This window comes from Parabacteroides sp. AM17-47 (genome assembly GCF_003434625.1).
Lineage (GTDB): Bacteria > Bacteroidota > Bacteroidia > Bacteroidales > Tannerellaceae > Parabacteroides > Parabacteroides distasonis.
The window spans coordinates 71,587-91,538 of sequence record NZ_QTLI01000016.1 but is presented as its reverse complement, the minus strand read 5'-3'; the positions used below and the strand labels follow the sequence as shown (position 1 = coordinate 91,538).

Sequence of the window (19,952 nt, the reverse complement as noted above, 5' to 3'; positions counted from 1 at the left end):
CAATTTTTAATGATCATGTGTGGTATAACAGCGATATTCAATATACACGACGGAGCGCAAGCCCTGCGTAAACAAGCGTTATTAATGAGTAAACGAATCCGTCACCGGGGGCCGGACTGGAGTGGTATCTACCAAGGCAAAACCGCTATCTTGGCCCATGAACGCCTTTCCATCGTAGACCCTGCCTCCGGAGGGCAGCCTTTAGTCAGCCCCGACGGGAAACTCATCCTCTGCGTCAACGGAGAGATCTACAACCATCAGGAATTACGAGAACGGTTAAAAGGCGATTACGAGTTCCAAACCGGCTCCGATTGCGAGGTGATCCTCGCCTTATACAAGAAGAAAGGGATTGATTTCATCGAGGATATCAACGGTATTTTCGCCTTCGCTCTCTATGACGAGGAGAAAGGGGTTTACTTGATCGCCCGTGACCCGATCGGCGTGATCCCGCTCTACATCGGATACGATGACGAGGGACACTTGATGGTATCTTCTGAGTTAAAAGGACTTGAAGGCTTCGCCACTCATTACGAGCCGTTCCTCCCCGGTCATTATTTCTATAGCGAAGACCGTAAACTCACGAGATGGTACACCCGTGACTGGATAGATTACGCCAACGTGAAAGATAATCCTACCGACGTACAACAACTTCACGATGCGCTGGAAGCCGCCGTCAAACGCCAACTGATGAGCGATGTCCCTTACGGCGTCCTTCTATCCGGAGGTCTGGATTCCTCCATCACCTCCGCTATCGCCAAGAAATACGCGGCGAAACGCATCGAGACCAATGGGAAAGCGGACGCATGGTGGCCTCAACTCCACTCGTTCGCCATCGGATTGAAAGATGCCCCGGACTTGCTCGCCGCCCGTAAAGTAGCGGATGCGATCGGTACGGTTCATCATGAGATCCATTATACGATACAAGAAGGATTGGACGCTTTACGAGATGTCATTTATCATATCGAGACCTATGATGTCACTACCGTCCGAGCCTCCACCCCCATGTATTTACTGGCCCGTGTGATCCGGAGCATGGGTATCAAGATGGTACTAAGCGGCGAGGGTGCGGACGAGGTATTCGGGGGATATTTATATTTCCATAAGGCCCCGAACGCACAGGCTTTCCATGAAGAGACCCTGCGTAAATTAAGCAAACTGTATTTATATGATTGCTTGCGCGCGAACAAAAGCCTTTGCGCATGGGGCGTAGAAGGACGAGTGCCGTTCTTGGATAAAGAGTTTCTTGATGTGGCCATGCGTCTGAATCCGGTGGCAAAGATGTGCCCGGGTACGATCATCGAGAAGAAGATACTTCGAGAAGCATTTTCCGACAGCTTGCCCAAGGAGATCGCTTGGCGGCAAAAAGAGCAATTCTCGGATGGGGTAGGCTATGGCTGGATCGATACATTAAAGAAAATAACCTCCGAGTCGGTCACTGATGAAGAGATGGCGAATGCCGCCAAACGATTCCCGATCAATCCGCCCCAAAACAAGGAAGAGTATTATTACCGCTCCATCTTTGAAGAGCATTTCCCCAGCGAAAGCGCGGCGAGAAGCGTACCTTCCATTCCTAGCGTAGCGTGTTCTACCGCAGAGGCTTTAGCTTGGGACTCGGCTTTCAAAAATATGAACGAGCCAAGCGGCAGGGCCATAAAAGACGTACATGAATCCGCTTATTGACGAATATTTCTTTTCTTTAGTAGCAAAATGCACCAACTTTTATGAATAATAAACGCTGGTGCATTTAATTTTTATAATAACTTTGCCAGCTAGAGTCATAAAACACTTTAAAACAAATTTATATGAAGAAAATCTTTACATGCATTAGTTTGGCAGCCGCTACATTCATGGCTACCACCCCAGTGATGGCACAACAACAAAAACAATTAACAGATAAAGAAAAGGCTGCTGTTGTTAAAGTTATTGTTCCTGCTGTTTTTGATCAAGTAAAGCAAATCAGTGGTGTTGATTTCATGTCCCTAGCTAATCCTAATATCGAAAATGTTATCAACTCCCCGTTATTTTTGCCACAAGTATCAAGTTTACGTGCCGATCAACTAAACACAATCTCGGCTACTCCGGATAGTCTAAAGTTAAATCTCAGTTCTTTAGATTTCTCTAAAATATTGCCTCCTGACTATGCAGGAATGGGAGATATCATTGCGGGCTTAGTAAATGACGTAAAACTTTCATTCAGTAACTATAAAGAATATAATGTTACGGTTAATGGAATTAATGTAAAAATTGAATTGCCCGAGAAAATTGATGTCAGTGCCGCTGCTATGACTGATGCGACGACTGGTGTACCTGCTAATTTGCTATCAATATTAATAAACACGAAAGATAAGGGGGTCATCCTTCCATTTAGCAGTTTATCTGTTGAATTAAAATTAGGCTTCTTGGGAACACTAGGTAGCATGATGCCTAATTTTCCTCTTAAAGATGGTAAATTAATTAGTCTTGCAGAGAATTCTAATAGTACAGGTACGATTGATTACAATGTTACTTTAGAAGAAAATTTACGTAGCCTCTCTGAATCATTGGGCCAAGTCCCTAATTTCCAAGTATCTGTTGATATGACGAAATTAATGACTGATAATGTAATCAAGGCTAGCTTATTCGGTAAACCTCTACAAGCACCTAACGCAAAATTGCCAATGGGTGACGCCGTCGTATATGCAAACTTGAAATCAACAACAGGCATGCCTGCAGATTCTATTGTCTTGACTTCATATGATGCCGCATCTAGCAAAATCAAAGGATACAAGAAGTTGACTCCGACAATTGGCGTATCTGGAGCAAATCTAGTTTTAACGACAACAGATTCAGTACGTGCTGACGTAAATACAGCTTGGACTCCAATGTCTAAACAGATCGTTACAATGCCAGCAACAATGAGCACAGCAATCAATTCTATTATGTCCTCTCTTGTTAATGGTGTCGTTAGTAATCTTAAAGCAAGTGCAGAAACCAATTACACTATTACAATTGATTCTATTTACGAAGCTAAAAAAGAAGAGATTATTCGTGTAATGGAAATCGACGCAACGACAAAAGTTGAAGCTACGAGCTTAAAAGATACAAAGATGATCGTAGATATCAACTTCTTGAAAGGAAGCAGTAAAGAAAAAGTCATGAATATCAAGGCTACGGCTCCTACAAATGATACTAAGATTACGGTAGACTTTAGTCCTGCTGTTGATCCTAATGGCGATGGCGTTAAAGAAAATGTCCGCATGGCGACATTATATATTACATCTGACGCTATGGGTATCATCACCGATAACGAGACTATCAGTGACGAGGTTCAAGAGATTACGGTATCTACAACCGCTAGCGGTCTTTATGTAAAGAATGGTAAGGGTAATTATGTAATCGTTAATATGGTAGGTAAAGTTGTTTCTACGGGTATCATCACTAGCGATGAGCAATACATCAGTACTCCGAATATGCCGAACGGTATTTATATGATCTCAATCGATCAGTCTAAGCTCTTGAGATCTGCTCATAAGACAACTGTTAAGTTCGTAAAATAAATTATCTAGATAATTAGTTAATCTGATAAAAGGAGCTATCCGGAAATAAAACCGAGTAGCTCCTTTCTTTTTGTCAATTTGTAAACCAAACTCCCGGAGAGTTGATTTTTCTGGCCTGATGTACTTCTCGTCCCTAAATATGAGAAAAAATATTAGCAAATGATTGTTTAGTAATATATTAGCCAAATACGACCTTTTGTTCTAGAAAAATAATTCATGCTAGTTCACATTTATACGGGTCAAAACATATTTTTTATACGGATAAAAGAGGCATTTCATACGGTTGTATCGCCCGACGCGACTATATGTATCGCCTTACGCGACCTATCGCGTTGGCTAACGCCACTACTTGCGTCGCCCAACGCGACCTTTCGTGTGACAAAACATGACCTTTTACGTAGAAATCAGTGGTTAAATACGTATTTTCACCCATTATCTATCCCTAGTTAAGGCTTCTTGAAAAAGAGGCTCGTCAGACAAACAGACTTATTTTAAGCAAATAGATAGATATATAGCTTTTTTACTTACAGTTACAGCAACCCATATTCACAAAGCATATATTACGATATAAAACCAAAACACACACTTCTAATTATTATTTATAACTAAAAGCATATATTATAACTTCAATCTATTACAAACCTCATATTTATAAAACATTCGAGCCTCTCACCTGTTATATACTTATCAAAACGTTATATATTTGTATTACAATAAAACAAAAAGAAATAATATAAAGAATAATATCATCAAAATGACAAAATCAATCAGATTCACAAAGATGCACGGTGCCGGAAATGATTACATCTATGTAAACACGATGGTCTATCCGATAGACAATCCCGAGGAATTATCTATCGCATGGAGCAAGCCGCACACAGGCATAGGATCTGATGGTTTGGTCTTGATAGGTTCTTCAGACATCGCCGATTTCAGCATGCATATCTATAATGCGGACGGCTCCGAGGCGATGATGTGCGGAAACGCATCCAGATGTATTGGCAAATATGTCTATGAGGCCGGCCTAACGCAAAAGAACAAGGTTACCTTAGAGACCTTATCTGGTATCAAAGAGCTACAATTGAAAATAGAGCGTGAAGAGGTCACCGAGATCACGGTAGATATGGGAATGCCTGCCGTAGGCGAGATCGCCTTGGAGGTTGAGGCTGGAGGAGAAATTTACACCGGCACCGTCATCTCTATGGGAAATCCTCACTTGGTTATCTTCGTGGACGAGATGGACCAGGCCGATCTGGCAAGCGTAGGCCCGTTACTGGAATGCCTCCCGCTTTTTCCGGACCGGACAAACGTGGAGTTCGTGCAGGTGCTAAAACCGGACGAGGTACGGATGAGGGTGTGGGAACGAGGTTCCGGCATCACCCAAGCCTGCGGAACCGGAGCTTGCGCCACCGCCGTGGCCGGGGTCGTACGTGGGAAGACAAAGCGAAAGACGAAGGTCATCATGGATGGGGGCCCTTTAACCATCGAGTGGGACGAGCGGAGCGGTAAGGTCTTTATGACCGGCGGAGCTGTCAACGTATTCGAGGGATTCATCAAAGTCTGACACGGGGAACGAGACAAAACAACGAAAACAACAACATAAAAACAAAAGAACTGAGTATGGCACTAATTAATGAACATTTCCTGAAACTACAGAACAATTACCTTTTCTCCGACATCGCGAAAAAGGTAAACAGCTTCAAGGTTACCCATCCCAAGGATAAGATCATTCGAATGGGTATTGGTGACGTTACGCAACCACTTGCCCCCGCCGTTATCGAGGCGATGCATAAAGCCGTGGAAGAAATGGCGAGCAAGGATACATTCCACGGATATGGCCCCGAGCAGGGATATCCTTTCCTAATCGACGCTATCATTAAAAACGATTATGCCAGCCGGGGAGTCTTTATCGAACCGAGCGAGGTATTCATCAGCGACGGAGCGAAAAGCGATTGTGGAAATATAGGCGACATGCTCCGCCACGACAATAGTATCGGGGTGACAGACCCCGTATATCCGGTCTACATCGACTCGAACGTAATGAGCGGACGCACTGGGGTATTGGAAAACGGGAAATGGAGCGATGTCGTATACATCCCTTGCACGGAGGAAAACAACTTCGTACCGGATCTGCCCAGTCGCAGGGTGGACATCCTTTACCTCTGCTATCCCAATAACCCGACCGGAACGACCTTGACTAAGGACGAATTGAAGAAATGGGTAAACTATGCCCTTGCCAACGACGTGCTTATCATGTACGACTCCGCTTACGAGGCTTATATACAGGACCCGAATATCCCCCACTCTATCTACGAGATCAAAGGAGCGAAGAAGGTAGCCATCGAATTCCGGAGCTTCTCTAAAACCGCCGGGTTCACGGGGATACGTTGCGGATACACGGTCGTACCGAAGGAGCTGAACGCCTTCACGCTGGACGGGCAACGGGTACAGTTGAACAAATTATGGAACCGTCGCCAATGCACGAAATTCAACGGAACCAGTTACATAACCCAACGGGGTGCGGAAGCGGTTTATTCCACCGCCGGGAAACAGCAAGTAACAGCTACTATCAATTATTATATGACCAACGCGAAGATCATGAAAGAGGGTCTGCAAAACTGCGGTCTTACGGTGTACGGAGGCGATAACGCCCCATACCTCTGGCTAAAGACCCCGGACAGCCTCTCCTCATGGAAATTCTTTGACAAACTGCTTTATGAAGTCAAGATAGTCGGAACCCCCGGAGTGGGATTCGGACCGAGCGGGGAAGGTTATCTACGCCTCACCGCTTTCGGCGATAGGGATGACACCCTAGAGGCCATGGCTAGGCTGAGGAAGTGGCTAAGATAAGTCATTTACTATAAACAACAATAATCATCAGGTATTATGTCAAAGTTAAGATTTAGAGTCGTAGAATCGGCGTTCGAGAAGAAAGCGACCGAGCTAACCACTCCCGCCGAGAGACCTTCCGAGTATTACGGTGAGTTAGTATTCAACCGTGAGAAGATGTTCAAATATCTTCCAGAGAGAGCGTACGAGAGACTGGTGGACTCCATCGACAACGGTACCCCGCTAGACCGTGAGACAGCGAACACCGTGGCCTCCGGCATGAAGAAATGGGCGATGGAAAAAGGCGCTACCCACTACACCCACTGGTTCCATCCCTTGACAGAAGGTACCGCCGAGAAGCACGACGCTTTCATCGAGCACGATGGCAAAGGCGGCGTACTTGAGGAATTCGAGGGCAAACTACTGATCCAGCAAGAGCCGGACGCCTCCAGTTTCCCGAACGGCGGTATCCGCAATACGTTCGAGGCCCGTGGCTACTCGGCTTGGGATCCTTCCTCCCCTGCTTTTATCGTAGGAGACACCCTGTGCATCCCGACGATCTTCATCGCTTACACAGGCGAGTCCCTCGACTACAAAGCTCCCTTGCTGAAAGCCTTGGAAGCCGTGAACAAGGCGGCGGTCGATGTCTGCCACTACTTCAACCCGGACGTGAAGAAAGTATACGCCTACCTAGGTTGGGAACAGGAATACTTCCTAGTAGACGAGGGCCTATACGCCGCACGTCCCGATCTGTTGATGACCGGCCGAACCTTGATGGGACATGAAAGCTCGAAGAACCAACAGTTGGAGGATCATTACTTCGGAGCCATCCCCACCCGTGTCATGGAATTCATGAAAGACCTCGAGGTTGAGGCATTGAAACTTGGCATTCCCGTAAAGACCCGTCATAACGAGGTCGCCCCGAACCAATTCGAGCTGGCTCCCATCTTCGAGGAATGCAACCTCGCCAATGACCATAACTTACTGATCATGGCCCTAATGCGCAAGATCTCCCGCAAACATGGGTTCCGTGTCCTGTTGCACGAGAAACCGTTCAAAGGCGTGAACGGTTCCGGCAAGCACAATAACTGGTCGCTGGGAACCGATACCGGAATCCTTTTGATGGGACCGGGTAAGACGCCGGAAGACAACCTGCGCTTCGTGACCTTCGTGGTCAACGTACTGAAAGCCGTGTACACCCATAACGCATTGCTGAAGGCCAGCATCTCCAGCGCAACCAACGCACATCGCTTGGGAGCGAACGAGGCTCCTCCAGCAATCATCTCCAGCTTCTTAGGAGCACAATTATCCAAGGTATTGGAGCATCTGGAGAACAGCGACACGGAGGATTTCAACCTAGCGGGAAAGCAAGGCATGAAACTCGATATCGCCCGTATCCCCGAGTTATTGATCGATAACACGGATCGTAACCGTACCTCCCCTTTCGCCTTCACCGGTAATCGTTTCGAGTTCCGTGCCGTAGGTTCCTCCGCGAACTGCGCCGCCGCCATGCTGGTATTGAACGCCGCCGTAGCGGATCAGTTGAGGCAGTTCAAGGCCGAGGTAGACGCTAAGATAGCCACCGGAAAGGATAAGTTCGCCGCTATCATCGAGGTAATCCGCAAGGATATCAAGGAATGCAAGGCGATCCATTTCGACGGCAATGGCTACAGCGAGGAATGGAAGGCCGAGGCCGCACGCCGGGGCTTGGATTGCGAGACCAGCGTGCCTTTGATCTTCGACGCTTATTTGAAAGATAGCAGCGTCCGCATGTTCGAGTCCACGGGAGTCATGACCCGTAAGGAGCTGGAGGCTCGCAACGAGGTCAAATGGGAGATGTACACGAAGAAGATCCAGATCGAGGCCCGTGTATTAGGCGACCTGACAATGAACCATATCATCCCGATGGCCACCAAATACCAGTCTTCCTTGATCGACAACGTATATAAGATGCGTGAATTATTCCCCGCCGATAAAGCCGCCCATCTATCCTCCAAGAACATGGAGATCATCGAGGATATAGCGAACCGCACGATCTTCATCAAGGAAAAAGTGGACGAGATGGTCAACGCCCGCAAGATAGCCAACAAGATCGAGAGCGAGCGGGAAAAGGCGATCGCTTACCACGACCAGATCGTCCCGATGATGGAAGCCATCCGTTACCATATCGACAAGTTGGAACTGGTTGTCGATGACCAGATATGGACCTTGCCGAAATACCGTGAGCTTTTATTCATCAGATAGTCTTATTCAGACAGTAGTTTTTTGTTGATTGTTTTGTGTTTACAAGGAGAGGATGCTGCGAAGTATGCCTCTCCTTCTTTTTTATCCCATACAAAATACATACCTTTGGGGCATAAATATATAGGAGGGAAATTGATATGACGACAATAGAGTTACAACAATGGAGAGAAAGCTTTATCGAGAGGTATCTCAATAAAATAGACGATATGGAAACGGTCCTAAAGATCGAGAAATATATGAAACGAATTATGTCCAAGGCGAATGCAGCATCTCCCATTTCATTCAGTTTGAAAGAAGCCAATAGGGAAATAGATATAGCCGAACAAGAGCTAGAAGAAGGTAAAGGCATCAATGAGGATGATATGCACCAATTCTTTGAGACATGGAGAAACAAGCTAAAGTAATCTGGGCACCCCGTGCGAAAAGACAAGCTGATTTAGCCATAGCCTACTGTTTAAAGCACTTTGGGAAACAAGCTGCTCTCAACTTTATCGATAAGTTAGAGAAGAATTGTATCCGGATAAAGAACAATCCTCTTATTGGTACTATAGAAGAGACTTTCGCCGATAGAGACAAGGAATATCGCTCCTTGATCGAGGGACATCATAAACTTATATATACCCAAGAAGGAAAACGTTCCATACGTATCGTATTGTGGTGGGACTGTCGTCAAAACCCCGATAAATTAAGAACATCTATCAGATAAACAATAACAAATATGAATTACGGATTCGTCAAAGTAGCGGCAGCCGTACCACAGGTTAAAGTGGCTGACTGCTTTTATAATATTCAACAGATTGAGGGATTGATGCGCCAAGCGTCCCAAAAAGAGGTCCAGATCATCGCCTTCCCCGAATTATCGGTTACGTCTTATACTTGCATGGATTTGTTCTCGCAAGAGACCTTACTCAGAAACGCCGAGAAAGCCTTGCTGGATTTAGTGAACAACACCGCCGATCTGGATTTACTAACGATCGTAGGTTGCCCGCTTGTCAGCGGAAGCCAACTGATAAACGCCGCCGTCGCTTTCCAACGGAGCGAGATATTGGGGGTAGTGCCCAAAAGTTACCTGCCCAGCTACAAGGAGTTCCAAGAAGAGCGTTGGTTCACGGCCTCTTCACACCTACAGCAATCCATGATCACGATCGGTAACCGGGAAGTGCCGCTGGATTGCTACCTGATCTTCGAGTATGATGAGGTACGCGTGGGTATCGAGATCTGCGAGGATCTTTGGGTTCCCATCCCTCCCAGCTCCGAGCTAGCCATGCAGGGGGCGAACTTGATATTCAATCTATCCGCCAGCAACGAGTTGATCGGTAAGCATGCTTACTTACGATCCTTGATCTGCCAGCAATCCGCACGTTGTATCGCCGGATACGTCTACGCTTCCGCCGGTTTCGGGGAATCCAGTACCGACCTCGTATTCGCGGGAAACGGTATCATAGCGGAGAACGGCACGTTGTTAAGGGAATCCGAGCGTTTCTCCATGGAGGAGCAACTCGTTATCAGCGAGATCGATATCCAGAACTTACAGAACGACCGACGGATCAACACCAGTTTCATGCAGGGTTATCTCAACCATAACATGGATAACGGCACCGTAGTCTCATTCAGCCTTCCCAACCGGACACTGGATTTGACCCGGGCAATCGACCCGCATCCATTTACCCCTTCCGGCGATGCCTTGAAAGAACGTTGCGAGGAAATATTCCATATACAGGTAGCGGGACTCGCCAAGCGTGTCCTCCATGCCCACGCCCAGACCGCCGTCGTAGGCATCTCCGGGGGACTGGATTCCACCTTGGCCCTACTGGTCACCGTCATGACCTTCGATGCCTTGAAGATCCCACGGGATAAGATCATCGGCATCACCATGCCCGGCTTCGGAACGACGGATCGTACCTATACCAATGCCTGTGACTTGATACGCTCCCTTGGCGTGACCCTCCGGGAGATCTCCATCAAGGAGGCTTGCATCCAACACTTCAAGGATATCAATCACGACATCCATGTACATGACGTGACCTACGAGAACAGCCAAGCCCGCGAGCGTACCCAACTTCTTATGGACGTGGCGAACCAAGCGAACGGCCTCGTGATCGGTACGGGAGACCTCTCGGAGCTTGCCTTGGGCTGGGCTACTTACAATGGCGACCATATGTCTATGTACGGCGTCAACGGTAGCATTCCCAAGACATTGGTTAAATATCTGGTGGAATGGGTGGCCAATAACAAGGTAGACGAGGCTTCCCGCGCCACGTTATTAGATATAGTAGACACTCCGATCAGCCCGGAATTGATTCCCGCCGACGAGCATGGGAATATCAAGCAGAAGACAGAGGATTTGGTAGGCCCGTACGAGTTGCACGATTTCTTCCTCTATCACTTCTTACGCTTCGGAGCCTCACCCGCGAAGATTTATTTCTTGGCGAAGCGGGCATTCGGGGAAACCTACGACGATTCCACCCTCAAGAAATGGCTCCATACCTTCTTCCGCCGCTTCTTCCAGCAACAGTTCAAGCGCAGTTGTCTGCCGGACGGCCCGAAAGTAGGTTCCATCAGCCTCTCCCCTCGTGGAGACTGGCGAATGCCGAGCGACGCGATGGCTACGCTTTGGCTGGATGAGATCGCAGGGCTTTAACATTTTTTCAATGGTATAGTCATAGACGAGGCTCTCTTATGGGCCATAGACGAGACACCTACCCCCATAAGAGAGCCTAATCTATGACCTATGAGAGAGCCTCGTCTCTCACCCGTATCAACCGAGGCCCTAACATAGATCGTAACTAATCGAACTGCGTAATCACCCTGCGAATCCGGGTGAAGCTATCCGTATCCTTCTCCAGTTTATAGATGTGCTTATAGGACAGGGCATCCTGCTCGGTCGGCGAACCATTGATCAAGAGAATATCCCGGTCGTTGGCAAATTTCAAGATCCCCGCCACGTTATTCGGGTGCAGCTTCCCGATCTCATCCATCATGCAATGGAGCCTGAAATCGGAGAATACCGTGGAGGCGTTCCGCTTGAACACGTTCAGCAACATGATATTCACCATGGATTTGACCAGAATATCCGTACCCTCGGAGCCTACGTTCGTAAGGCGCTCCACGAAGCCCGTATCATTCCGGTTCTCGATCACCCGGAATTTAAGGTCGAAGAAGTCCGCCAAGCGGATCAGGTTGCCGGAATAAGCGTCCATCGACTTGATCAACTCACGCAACAACGTCGTCGCCTTCTCCCGGGTAGTCGTATCGTCGGTCGAGGAAGCGAACAGGTTCTGCCCCAAATCCCAGCTATATTCCTCGTTGAATCGCTTGATCTCCTTCAACAGATTGACGATCTTGTTCTGGCTCGGATCAATACGCATCTCGATACACTGGATGATACCCACGAAGTTCTTCTCCTTGAAGTCGGCGTTTATCTGATCCACCACGCCACGGATATTACCCTCCTGCGAGACCATGCTTTTCGTGTCCGACGTGATCTGCCGGAAGATATCCGAGTTGCGGGTATTGATACGCGACTGGTATTCCGAGACCTTATCCTCGTCGATAAACTCCTTCAAGTCGCAAGCGAAATCCATATACTCTTTATCATCCGAGAAGCTCGTCTTGAAGGCGAACACATTATCCTCGGAGAAATTGCCGGTGTAGGCGGTTATCTCCTTGCGCAGCTCGGAAAGCTTCTGGGATTGCTCGCTGACGCGGATCGTGATCTCCCGTACCAAGGAACGGCAATCGCCATCCGTATCGGTACGGTTCATGGAAGAGAAGATGGATTCCCTAGAGGTAAACCAGTCCAACAGGGTAGAGCGGTGATATTCCTCCCGGTTCTCCAACGCTTTCCGGTTGGACTCCTTCAGCTCCTTCAACTCGGCATCTACCTTGAAGATACTCCGGTTCACGTCCGCCAGACGCTTTTTCAATTCCTCCCGTTCCCCGTGGATGATCTGCTGCAAACGTAGGCTCTCCGTCGTCCAGTCGGGTACCTTATCCAGCATCTCTCGTTTATCTTTCAGATACTCGATAATCAATGCCTTGGTCTCGTTGATATATTTAATCTCCCCACCGATATACGCCAAGCGGGAATGGATCTCCTCCAAACGTTTCGGATCGCCACCGCTAGCGGTCAGGCTATCCAATTGCTCCCTGTCATATCCGGATTTGCGCTCTTCCAGCTCCGCTTTCTTGCGTGCGATCTCCTCCGAGATAGCTTCCCTTGCGACGGAGAGTTCCTTATCCAAAGCAGCCAGCTCGTCTTTCTCTTGCTCATCCAAGGAAGCGAGTTCCCGGTCCATCTTGCCTTGAAGCGTGGCGATCTCCTGCTGGATCGAGGAAAGGACGGCCTCGGCAGCGTTCAACTCCTCCTCCAAGCGCCGGATCTCCTCCTGCCTCAGACGGGTCGCCTGATCCCGCAAGGCCGACAGACGAGACTCGTCTTCCTTCTTGCGGACCGCCAGTTGCTCCAACTCATATTCCGCATGATAGATATCCTCCTTGATGGGCTTCACCGAGGATTGATATTGCTTGCGAAGATTCTCCTTAGCCGCCTCCAAATCCTGCCGCGCCGTAGCGATAAACCGCTGGATTCCGGCACGTTTTTCCTCGGCCACCTTCTTCTCCGTCAAGTAATCCTCCTTAGTCTTGACATTCCGGTGAATCCCGGAGGTGAAGCGGATTCCATAAAAGGTATCTCCCTCGCCTACCTCCGCCGTAAACTCTTTCCCGTAAAGCAGGCGCTCGTCACACACTTGCCCGATCGTCTGCTCCCAGCCGGGTTTATGCTCGGACAGCCAGTTGAAGAAGCTATCTTTCTGGTTATCCAAGAACTCCGTCAGTTCCACTAGCTTAGCGCTCAGGGCCTCGATCTTCATCTCGTTGGATTCCGCTAGCTTTTGATAATCCTCATCCAGATGCTTCTCGGCGGTCTCGAACTCTTTCGTCTGGTAGTTCAACTCGTACTTCAGTTCACGGATCTTCAGCTCCAAGTCCTTCCGGTTCGCATCGTAATTACCGAGACGCCCTTTGACCGCCTCCAATTCCTCCGAGGTTCCCGACTGCCCCCGGGCAGTCTTGATACGCATCTTCAAGGCGGCGACCTCCGTCGTACGTTTCTCCCGATCCACCAACAAACGCTCTTTCTCCTCCGAGGCGGCATGGCGCGATTCCTCCCGTAGCCGTCGATAATACTCCCGGCGAGCCTCCCGACGAGCATTGATCTCGGTCTCTGCTGCCAGTAATTGTTTCTGTTTCTCGTTCTCGAAGCCGGCCAACTCGTTCTTCAGATTAGCGATCAAATTGGCGTGCAAGACCGAGGCTTCTTTATTCTTGGAAGAAAGCAAATCTTTCTCCACGACTAAGGATTCCTGTTCCTGCTGCAAGATCTCCAATTTGTTACAACGATCCATCGCCGTCTGGATATCTTTCCCGGCATAGAAAACCCGTTTCGCTTCCGCCTCCGACAAGGCGTTTTTCAGCACGGCCAACTCGCCTTCCATCGTGGCTGTCCGGTTCTTCGATTCAGCGTCTAGCTTATCCCTTTGCTTATAGAAATCCGATTTGACCGCCTCCTGCTCGTGTATCTTCCGGGACAACTCCGGCAAGATACGCTCCGTTTCCAGATAAGCCCCGCGCAATTGGCGGCACAGATCGTTGATCCGTAAATCCCGCTTACGGATATCGTCCGACAAGGTGGAGATCCCGGCGGCCTTCCGCACCATGCCCGGCTCACGGAAAACACCGATATCATTCAGTTGCGCCTCAAAACCGGATAGATGGCTCCGGTAACGGCTCAAGTCGATCACGCTATCCGCCTCGTTCAAAGAGGTGATGATCGTCTGCTTGATATAATCCGCCTCCAAGCGTGAGTTCAGCAAGACGTTCTGGATCGTACGGATGATATTCTGATACGAGCCGCTCTCCATCAAGGAATAACAGGAGTAATCCCGTTTATTATCCGAGTTTCCGTAGAGGATATTCCGGTATTCCTCATACGTGGAGATCGCCCCGCTATACTTGATACCGTTCTTATCGAGCACCGAGCGGATACGATCCGACGGATAAGGCGCTCCCTCCTCGTCGATAAAAAGATCCGGCCGGTACGGAGAGGCGATAAAACGGTAGCAGATACGGTTCATCGTCTTATAGCTAAGTACCGTAAACCAACCATCCTCCCTCGCAACCTCGTAGATGATCGAGGAATCGGCATAAGGGAAATAATAATCCTGATACGACTTCTTCTCGACCGGGATTCCGAGCCGCTGCGTATCGGCGTTGTAAAAGAAAAGGATCGCACGGAGGATCGTACTCTTCCCCACTCCCTGCGTTCCGATTAAATGTATATTTCCATCCAGCTGTACTTCCGAGTAACGGATAGCGGCGCTGTTTATAAATACTATTTTATTGAGATATCTCATCTTCGTTCTTTATGTTAATACTATGGATCATCTTCGTGAGGTAATCCCACGAGGAGAGCACTTTCCACGTCCCGTTCATATCGCTTACGCACTCGATAAAGCCCTCTTTCGTCATCCTGTCCAAGATGGTATCGAGGATATCCTTGCGTTTCTCCTTGCCTCCGGTATGTTTTTTCAACCCGTCCAGCTTCATCTCTAGATCCATGTCGATACGGGAACGTACCAATATCTCCGCCGGCGAGAAGGTGAAACCGGGCCCGAAGGCCGTATCGTACGTACAGAAGAAGTCCATGATATCGATCCAAGCGAAGAAACGCTGGAGCTTTTGCTCCAAGGTAGCCCGGGGCTCCTTGCGGGAGAAGTAAAAGTAATTATTCCCCTGCTCCAACACGAAATTGATATGCGAGAAATAATCACGTAAACGCTCAAAATTATCTTCTACGACCGAGAAGAGTGTCCTCAACTCCTTTACACTTGTATTCGAGCACAGAAAATTACCTTTCGACAGGTAATCATAGATCTGTGCGGTCTGTACCGGTAAATTATCTATCATCCTTATTATTGTTGTTTTATTTTATCCAGTTGTAGAGACGGGGCGTGCCCCGTCTCATCACAGGGGACACGCCCCGTCTCTACAACTAGGTTCTTTGAATAATGGCATATTCTATATGCTCCGTATGCCCAAAACGGTCTGTTATCTCCAACTCATTTTCATAGAGGGAGAGTAAACGGCAAAATAACGTAACCTTCGCCTCGAAATCCATCTCCCGGTTATACTCGTAGCCCATCACGAAAGAGAACAAATCCCCTCCGGTCCGGCTAAAAACATCCATCATCTTCCGGGTATTGATAGCGGCCTCCCCCACTTCTTGATTCCCCATCTGCTCGGCGGAGATCACGCCTAGCTCCTGCCGGTGGATCACCTTGTCCGGCCGTATGCCGTCGGCCACCTTCAAGATGACATCCAGCGCCTCGTCCGTTTGCAAATAAGGAATGGAAATCTTGAATAAGGTAGGCTGCACGCCCTCCAATACCACGGAACGCTCCGCATCTACCACCTCCCGTACATTCGTGTTCTCCTGTAACTCAAACTGCTCCCGCAGATATTTGATACGACGCAGCTTACGGGTAAAACCCACCTGCGTACGGATCTGGTTCAAGTAATCAATGATATCCTGTTGGGAATGGATCAAGCTATGGCCAGCGCTCAATAACTCCGTCTTCAACTCACGGGCGATCGTCAACAGCTCCTCGTCCGGGACTTGGGCGAAAAAGGGAGTCCGTTCCCGATCCAGCAGCTTCTCCACTTCCACGATCAGGCGGTTGATCTCGATTCGTTTAGCGTCCAGATTCTCCAGTTTGGCGATCTTCACCTTATAGCTCGGCTCGTTCTTGAACGTATTATCGATCACCCGTTGCAAGGACACCACGTTACGTACCAAGATCTTCCCGATCTTCCGCAAATGCGCCTTGACCGATCGCAGATAACCCAGCTTACGCAAATCGTTATCCTCCTTGCCATAATAATCGATCAATTGATACACCAACTGGATATTCTCATCGATCACCGAGGTAGAAATCTCCTCATTCGCCTCCAGAAGCAGCTCATAGAAAGAGAGATAATGCTCATCCATCTCGATATAAGGGCCGTTCCTGCGGATCACCTCACGCTCGATCAAGATATTCAATTTATTCTCATCGATAATATCCAACGCATAATCATAGCGAAACGGTAATGATTTTCTTTTCTCAAATAAGACCTCCAATAGGTCCTTTCCCAGATTTAGCGTGTTCGTTATATGGGGTATTGAATTATATATGTACATCCTAAACAATTAAGGACACAAAGGTAATAAAAATACAAGTAACCCTTTTTTCTCCGTGATGAAAAAGGATTTCCATCGTAGTGAAAAAGCTTTTTCATCACGGTGGAAAAAGTTTTTCACCCCGATGGAAAAAGAGGAAAATCACGAAGAGTTATCAATCCGCCGGATAGACAATTCCCAACTGCCGGCGTACTTCATCGATAATCTCCAATGTAATCAAAGAATTATCAAGGCTATTGATTTCTGACTCCCGCTTGCCAGACAAGACGAGGTTGATAAATTCCGCTACCTCATAATAGTACTCATCCTTATCGGCGACCACGCTTAGGTCTTCCGGAACCGGTTCCGGGCCTTTTCCCATCGCCGGAGCTAAACGGGGAGAATACGTCACTTTACGGATGATATTGATCCGGTCCAAGGTCAAGTTCCCCTCCTCCCCTTGTATCTCGGTAGGCAAGGCGGAGTTGGCGATCTTAGAATAAAGCACCGTGGCGTTCATCCCCTCATACAAGAAATTCACGGCCCCTTGCCCGTCCGCTCCTGAGGACAGGACTATGCCCGAGGCATCTATCTTCTTTGGGCGACCAAACAAGACAACCATCGGATAGACCGTATAAATACCGATATCCATCATGGCCCCATTAGACAACTCCGGCTTGAAAGCGTTCAACACGATTCCTTCCTTGAACTTATCATAACGGGAGGAATACTGGCAATAGCAGGCGAAATAACGACGAACCGTACCTACACGCCCAAGATTCTCTCGCACGGCAAGAAAGTTCGGCGTAAGCGTAGGCTTCATCGCCTCCATCAACGTGACATTATATGTACGGGAAGCCTCGATCATCGCACGTACTTCTTTCGCGTTGGAAGCAAAGGGTTTCTCGCAAAGAACATGCTTGCCATAGCTCATGCAAAGAATACTCTGGGAGGCATGAAGGAAGTTCGGGGAGGCAATATACACGGCGTCGATCAACGGGCTTTTCGCCATCTCCTCCAAGGAGGTAAACGTATACGGTATATTATGTTTCGAGGCGAAAGCATCTGCCGTCTCCTGAGTTCTCGAATATACAGCTACCAGTTCAAAACGCTCATCCTGCCGGGCTCCGGCAATTACCCAATCACTTATGAAATTGGTTCCGACTACACCAAAACGTACTTTATCCATATTCTATCGTATTATGTTCTTTATTTACAAATGTACGATTTCTGTTTAACATAAATACTCCGTGGAAATGTTATTGTATCTATAAAAAGGATAAGTCACAGGAACTTTTTCGCAACGACGCTGTTTAATCTATACAATTTAAAACCGTTTTAAAACTAAATCAAGTATGAAAAGAATTGTATCTTTTATCGTCGTTCTCGCTGTCGCTATGTGCGGAATGACACAAGTTATGGCTCAAAAATCGATAACAAAGGAAGCCAAAAAAGTAGAGAGAGAAATCAAGAAACAAGAGCGTCTGGCACAAGATGCCGTAGAAGGCCAAGAAGAGTTTAACGCCGCTGTACAAGCTATCAACAACCAATCATTCGTATTGGAGGCTAACAACATACAACCGATGAACGGACAGGTATTCTACGTAAATTCAAATACGAACTTCGTATCTTTGAATGACGGACAGGCTATGGTCCAGATCGCATCCAACTCTCCGTATCCCGGTCCTAACGGATTAGGTGGTATCACCGTACAAGGTAGCGCCTCCAATATCCAGACCAAGCAGGATGACAAGGGCAATGTTTATCTGAACATGAACGTACAGGGTGTGTTTATCTCCGCTACCGTTAGCTTGATGCTTACCAACGGAACAAACAACGCAACCGTTACCGTAGACCCGAACTTCTCCGGTAGAAACTTGAGAATGACCGGTACCCTACTTCCGTACTCACAATCGAACATTTTCCAGGGAACAACATATTAATCATGTCCAACTTTTCTATAATAAAGAAGGCGGTGCTCCGTGAGGAACATCGCCTTCGAACTATTTATAGATAGCCTTATCTCTTATTTACGGAAAGGAGCCTTTACCACTTGAGCCTTCAAGTTCTTATTACGCACCTTGATAAAGATATCCGTACCAGCTTTCGCAAACTCAGGTTTCACGTATCCCATACCGATCCCCTTCTTCAATACCGGAGACATCGTACCGGAAGTAACCACGCCAATTACATTCCCTTCCGCATCGGCGATCTCATAGCCATGACGGGGAATTCCCTTTTCCTGCAACTCGAAAGCACACAACTTACGGGTTACGCCCTCTTTCTTCTGACGCTCCAATTCCGCACGATTCGTAAAGTTCTTACCCTCGGCGAACTTCGTGATCCAGCCTAAACCAGCCTCGATCGGAGAAGTCGTATCATCCAAATCATTTCCATACAGACAGAAGCCCATCTCAAGACGAAGTGTATCACGTGCTCCCAAACCGATCGGCTTGATCCCTTCCGGCTTTCCAGCCTCGAAGATAGCGTTCCAAATCGTCATCCCATCACTCGGATAGAAATACAACTCGAAGCCACCCGCACCGGTATAACCCGTATTGGAGATAATCACGTTCTTGCAACCGGCGAACTCACCCGTTATGAATGAATAGTAAGGAATAGAAGATAAGTCAACCGGAGTAAGACGTTGAAGAACCTCTTGTGCCTTCGGGCCTTGGATAGCCAATTGAGCCGTACGGTCGGAAGAATTCTCCAACTCGGCACCTACCGTATTATGGCTTACGCACCATTCCCAATCCTTGTCGATATTACCGGCGTTTACGACCAGCAAATATTTCTCCGGCTCGTAATGATATACCAAAAGGTCATCCACGATACCTCCCTTGTCGTTCGGGAAGCAAGTATATTGAGCCTTACCAAGCGGCAAGACAGAAGCGTCATTAGAAGTTACGCTTTGAATGAAAGCCAAGGCGTTCGGGCCTTTTACCCAAAACTCGCCCATGTGGGAAACATCGAACACACCTACACCATTCACTACAGTCATGTGTTCGTCGATAATTCCGGAATATTCGATAGGCATATTGAAACCTGCGAATTCGTGCATCTTCGCGCCCAAGGCGATATGCACGTCGGTAAACGGAGTTGTTTTCATGTAATTATTG

14 protein-coding genes are annotated in these 19,952 nt (G+C 47.9%); 9 read left to right on the top strand and 5 right to left on the bottom strand.

The features are described from left to right. Positions 1-15 precede the first annotated feature (15 nt). The 8 genes from asnB (at position 16) to DW205_RS13985 (ending at position 11,250) form a co-directional block, all read left to right on the top strand. Entirely contained in the window at positions 16-1,680 is a 1,665-nt protein-coding gene (gene asnB / locus DW205_RS14020; protein ID WP_005866047.1) for an asparagine synthase B, read from the top strand. 122 nt (positions 1,681-1,802) lie between these two features. Beyond that, positions 1,803-3,536 (top strand): DUF6383 domain-containing protein, encoded by a 1,734-nt coding sequence (locus DW205_RS14015; protein ID WP_005866045.1) that lies wholly within the window; start codon positions 1,803-1,805, stop codon positions 3,534-3,536. A gap of 754 nt (positions 3,537-4,290) precedes the next feature. Then, positions 4,291-5,100 (top strand): diaminopimelate epimerase, encoded by an 810-nt coding sequence (dapF, locus tag DW205_RS14010; RefSeq protein WP_005866043.1) that lies wholly within the window; start codon positions 4,291-4,293, stop codon positions 5,098-5,100. A gap of 56 nt (positions 5,101-5,156) precedes the next feature. Further along, on the top strand, positions 5,157-6,386 hold the full coding sequence (locus tag DW205_RS14005) for an LL-diaminopimelate aminotransferase (RefSeq protein WP_005866042.1): 1,230 nt from the start codon (positions 5,157-5,159) through the stop codon (positions 6,384-6,386). Positions 6,387-6,422: 36 nt separating this feature from the next. Then, the gene (locus tag DW205_RS14000; protein WP_121963104.1) at positions 6,423-8,609 is read left to right on the top strand and encodes a glutamine synthetase III; all 2,187 of its coding nucleotides are present in this window, start codon (positions 6,423-6,425) and stop codon (positions 8,607-8,609) included. Positions 8,610-8,815: 206 nt separating this feature from the next. After that, positions 8,816-9,013, top strand: a complete 198-nt coding sequence (locus tag DW205_RS13995; RefSeq protein WP_227154411.1) for a hypothetical protein — start codon at positions 8,816-8,818, stop codon at positions 9,011-9,013. Continuing rightward, entirely contained in the window at positions 8,992-9,315 is a 324-nt protein-coding gene (locus DW205_RS13990; RefSeq protein ID WP_005866036.1) for a type II toxin-antitoxin system RelE/ParE family toxin, read from the top strand. Before DW205_RS13995 ends, DW205_RS13990 begins: the two co-directional genes overlap by 22 nt. A 12-nt stretch (positions 9,316-9,327) precedes the next feature. Continuing rightward, entirely contained in the window at positions 9,328-11,250 is a 1,923-nt protein-coding gene (locus tag DW205_RS13985) for an NAD(+) synthase (RefSeq protein ID WP_005866034.1), read from the top strand. Between the two features lie 145 nt (positions 11,251-11,395). On the opposite strand, the gene DW205_RS13980 is transcribed toward DW205_RS13985, so the two are convergent. From DW205_RS13980 to DW205_RS13965, 4 genes are all read right to left on the bottom strand, one after another. Continuing rightward, entirely contained in the window at positions 11,396-15,025 is a 3,630-nt protein-coding gene (locus DW205_RS13980) for an ATP-binding protein (RefSeq protein ID WP_005866032.1), read from the bottom strand. After that, entirely contained in the window at positions 15,009-15,578 is a 570-nt protein-coding gene (locus tag DW205_RS13975) for a hypothetical protein (protein ID WP_005866029.1), read from the bottom strand. Before DW205_RS13975 ends, DW205_RS13980 begins: the two co-directional genes overlap by 17 nt. A gap of 85 nt (positions 15,579-15,663) precedes the next feature. Continuing rightward, positions 15,664-16,851, bottom strand: coding sequence for a hypothetical protein (locus DW205_RS13970; RefSeq protein ID WP_005866027.1), 1,188 nt, complete (start codon positions 16,849-16,851; stop codon positions 15,664-15,666). 154 nt (positions 16,852-17,005) lie between these two features. Beyond that, complete coding sequence (locus DW205_RS13965) at positions 17,006-18,019, bottom strand: Gfo/Idh/MocA family protein (protein ID WP_005861919.1); 1,014 nt, start codon at positions 18,017-18,019, stop codon at positions 17,006-17,008. 166 nt (positions 18,020-18,185) lie between these two features. Between DW205_RS13965 and DW205_RS13960 the strand changes: the two genes are divergently transcribed. Beyond that, the gene (locus DW205_RS13960; RefSeq protein ID WP_005861917.1) at positions 18,186-18,773 is read left to right on the top strand and encodes a DUF4251 domain-containing protein; all 588 of its coding nucleotides are present in this window, start codon (positions 18,186-18,188) and stop codon (positions 18,771-18,773) included. 83 nt (positions 18,774-18,856) lie between these two features. Here DW205_RS13960 and gcvT read toward each other — a convergent pair whose 3' ends face one another. Further along, positions 18,857-19,942, bottom strand: a complete 1,086-nt coding sequence (gene gcvT / locus DW205_RS13955) for a glycine cleavage system aminomethyltransferase GcvT (RefSeq protein WP_005866025.1) — start codon at positions 19,940-19,942, stop codon at positions 18,857-18,859. Positions 19,943-19,952 lie beyond the last annotated feature (10 nt).

Coding starts and splice junctions, on each gene's coding strand:
- asnB (WP_005866047.1), top strand. CDS start 16: ATGTGTGGTATAACAGCGATATTCAATATACACGACGGAGCGCAAGCC.
- DW205_RS14015 (WP_005866045.1), top strand. CDS start 1,803: ATGAAGAAAATCTTTACATGCATTAGTTTGGCAGCCGCTACATTCATG.
- dapF (WP_005866043.1), top strand. CDS start 4,291: ATGACAAAATCAATCAGATTCACAAAGATGCACGGTGCCGGAAATGAT.
- DW205_RS14005 (WP_005866042.1), top strand. CDS start 5,157: ATGGCACTAATTAATGAACATTTCCTGAAACTACAGAACAATTACCTT.
- DW205_RS14000 (WP_121963104.1), top strand. CDS start 6,423: ATGTCAAAGTTAAGATTTAGAGTCGTAGAATCGGCGTTCGAGAAGAAA.
- DW205_RS13995 (WP_227154411.1), top strand. CDS start 8,816: ATGGAAACGGTCCTAAAGATCGAGAAATATATGAAACGAATTATGTCC.
- DW205_RS13990 (WP_005866036.1), top strand. CDS start 8,992: ATGGAGAAACAAGCTAAAGTAATCTGGGCACCCCGTGCGAAAAGACAA.
- DW205_RS13985 (WP_005866034.1), top strand. CDS start 9,328: ATGAATTACGGATTCGTCAAAGTAGCGGCAGCCGTACCACAGGTTAAA.
- DW205_RS13980 (WP_005866032.1), bottom strand. CDS start 15,025: ATGAGATATCTCAATAAAATAGTATTTATAAACAGCGCCGCTATCCGT.
- DW205_RS13975 (WP_005866029.1), bottom strand. CDS start 15,578: ATGATAGATAATTTACCGGTACAGACCGCACAGATCTATGATTACCTG.
- DW205_RS13970 (WP_005866027.1), bottom strand. CDS start 16,851: ATGTACATATATAATTCAATACCCCATATAACGAACACGCTAAATCTG.
- DW205_RS13965 (WP_005861919.1), bottom strand. CDS start 18,019: ATGGATAAAGTACGTTTTGGTGTAGTCGGAACCAATTTCATAAGTGAT.
- DW205_RS13960 (WP_005861917.1), top strand. CDS start 18,186: ATGAAAAGAATTGTATCTTTTATCGTCGTTCTCGCTGTCGCTATGTGC.
- gcvT (WP_005866025.1), bottom strand. CDS start 19,942: ATGAAAACAACTCCGTTTACCGACGTGCATATCGCCTTGGGCGCGAAG.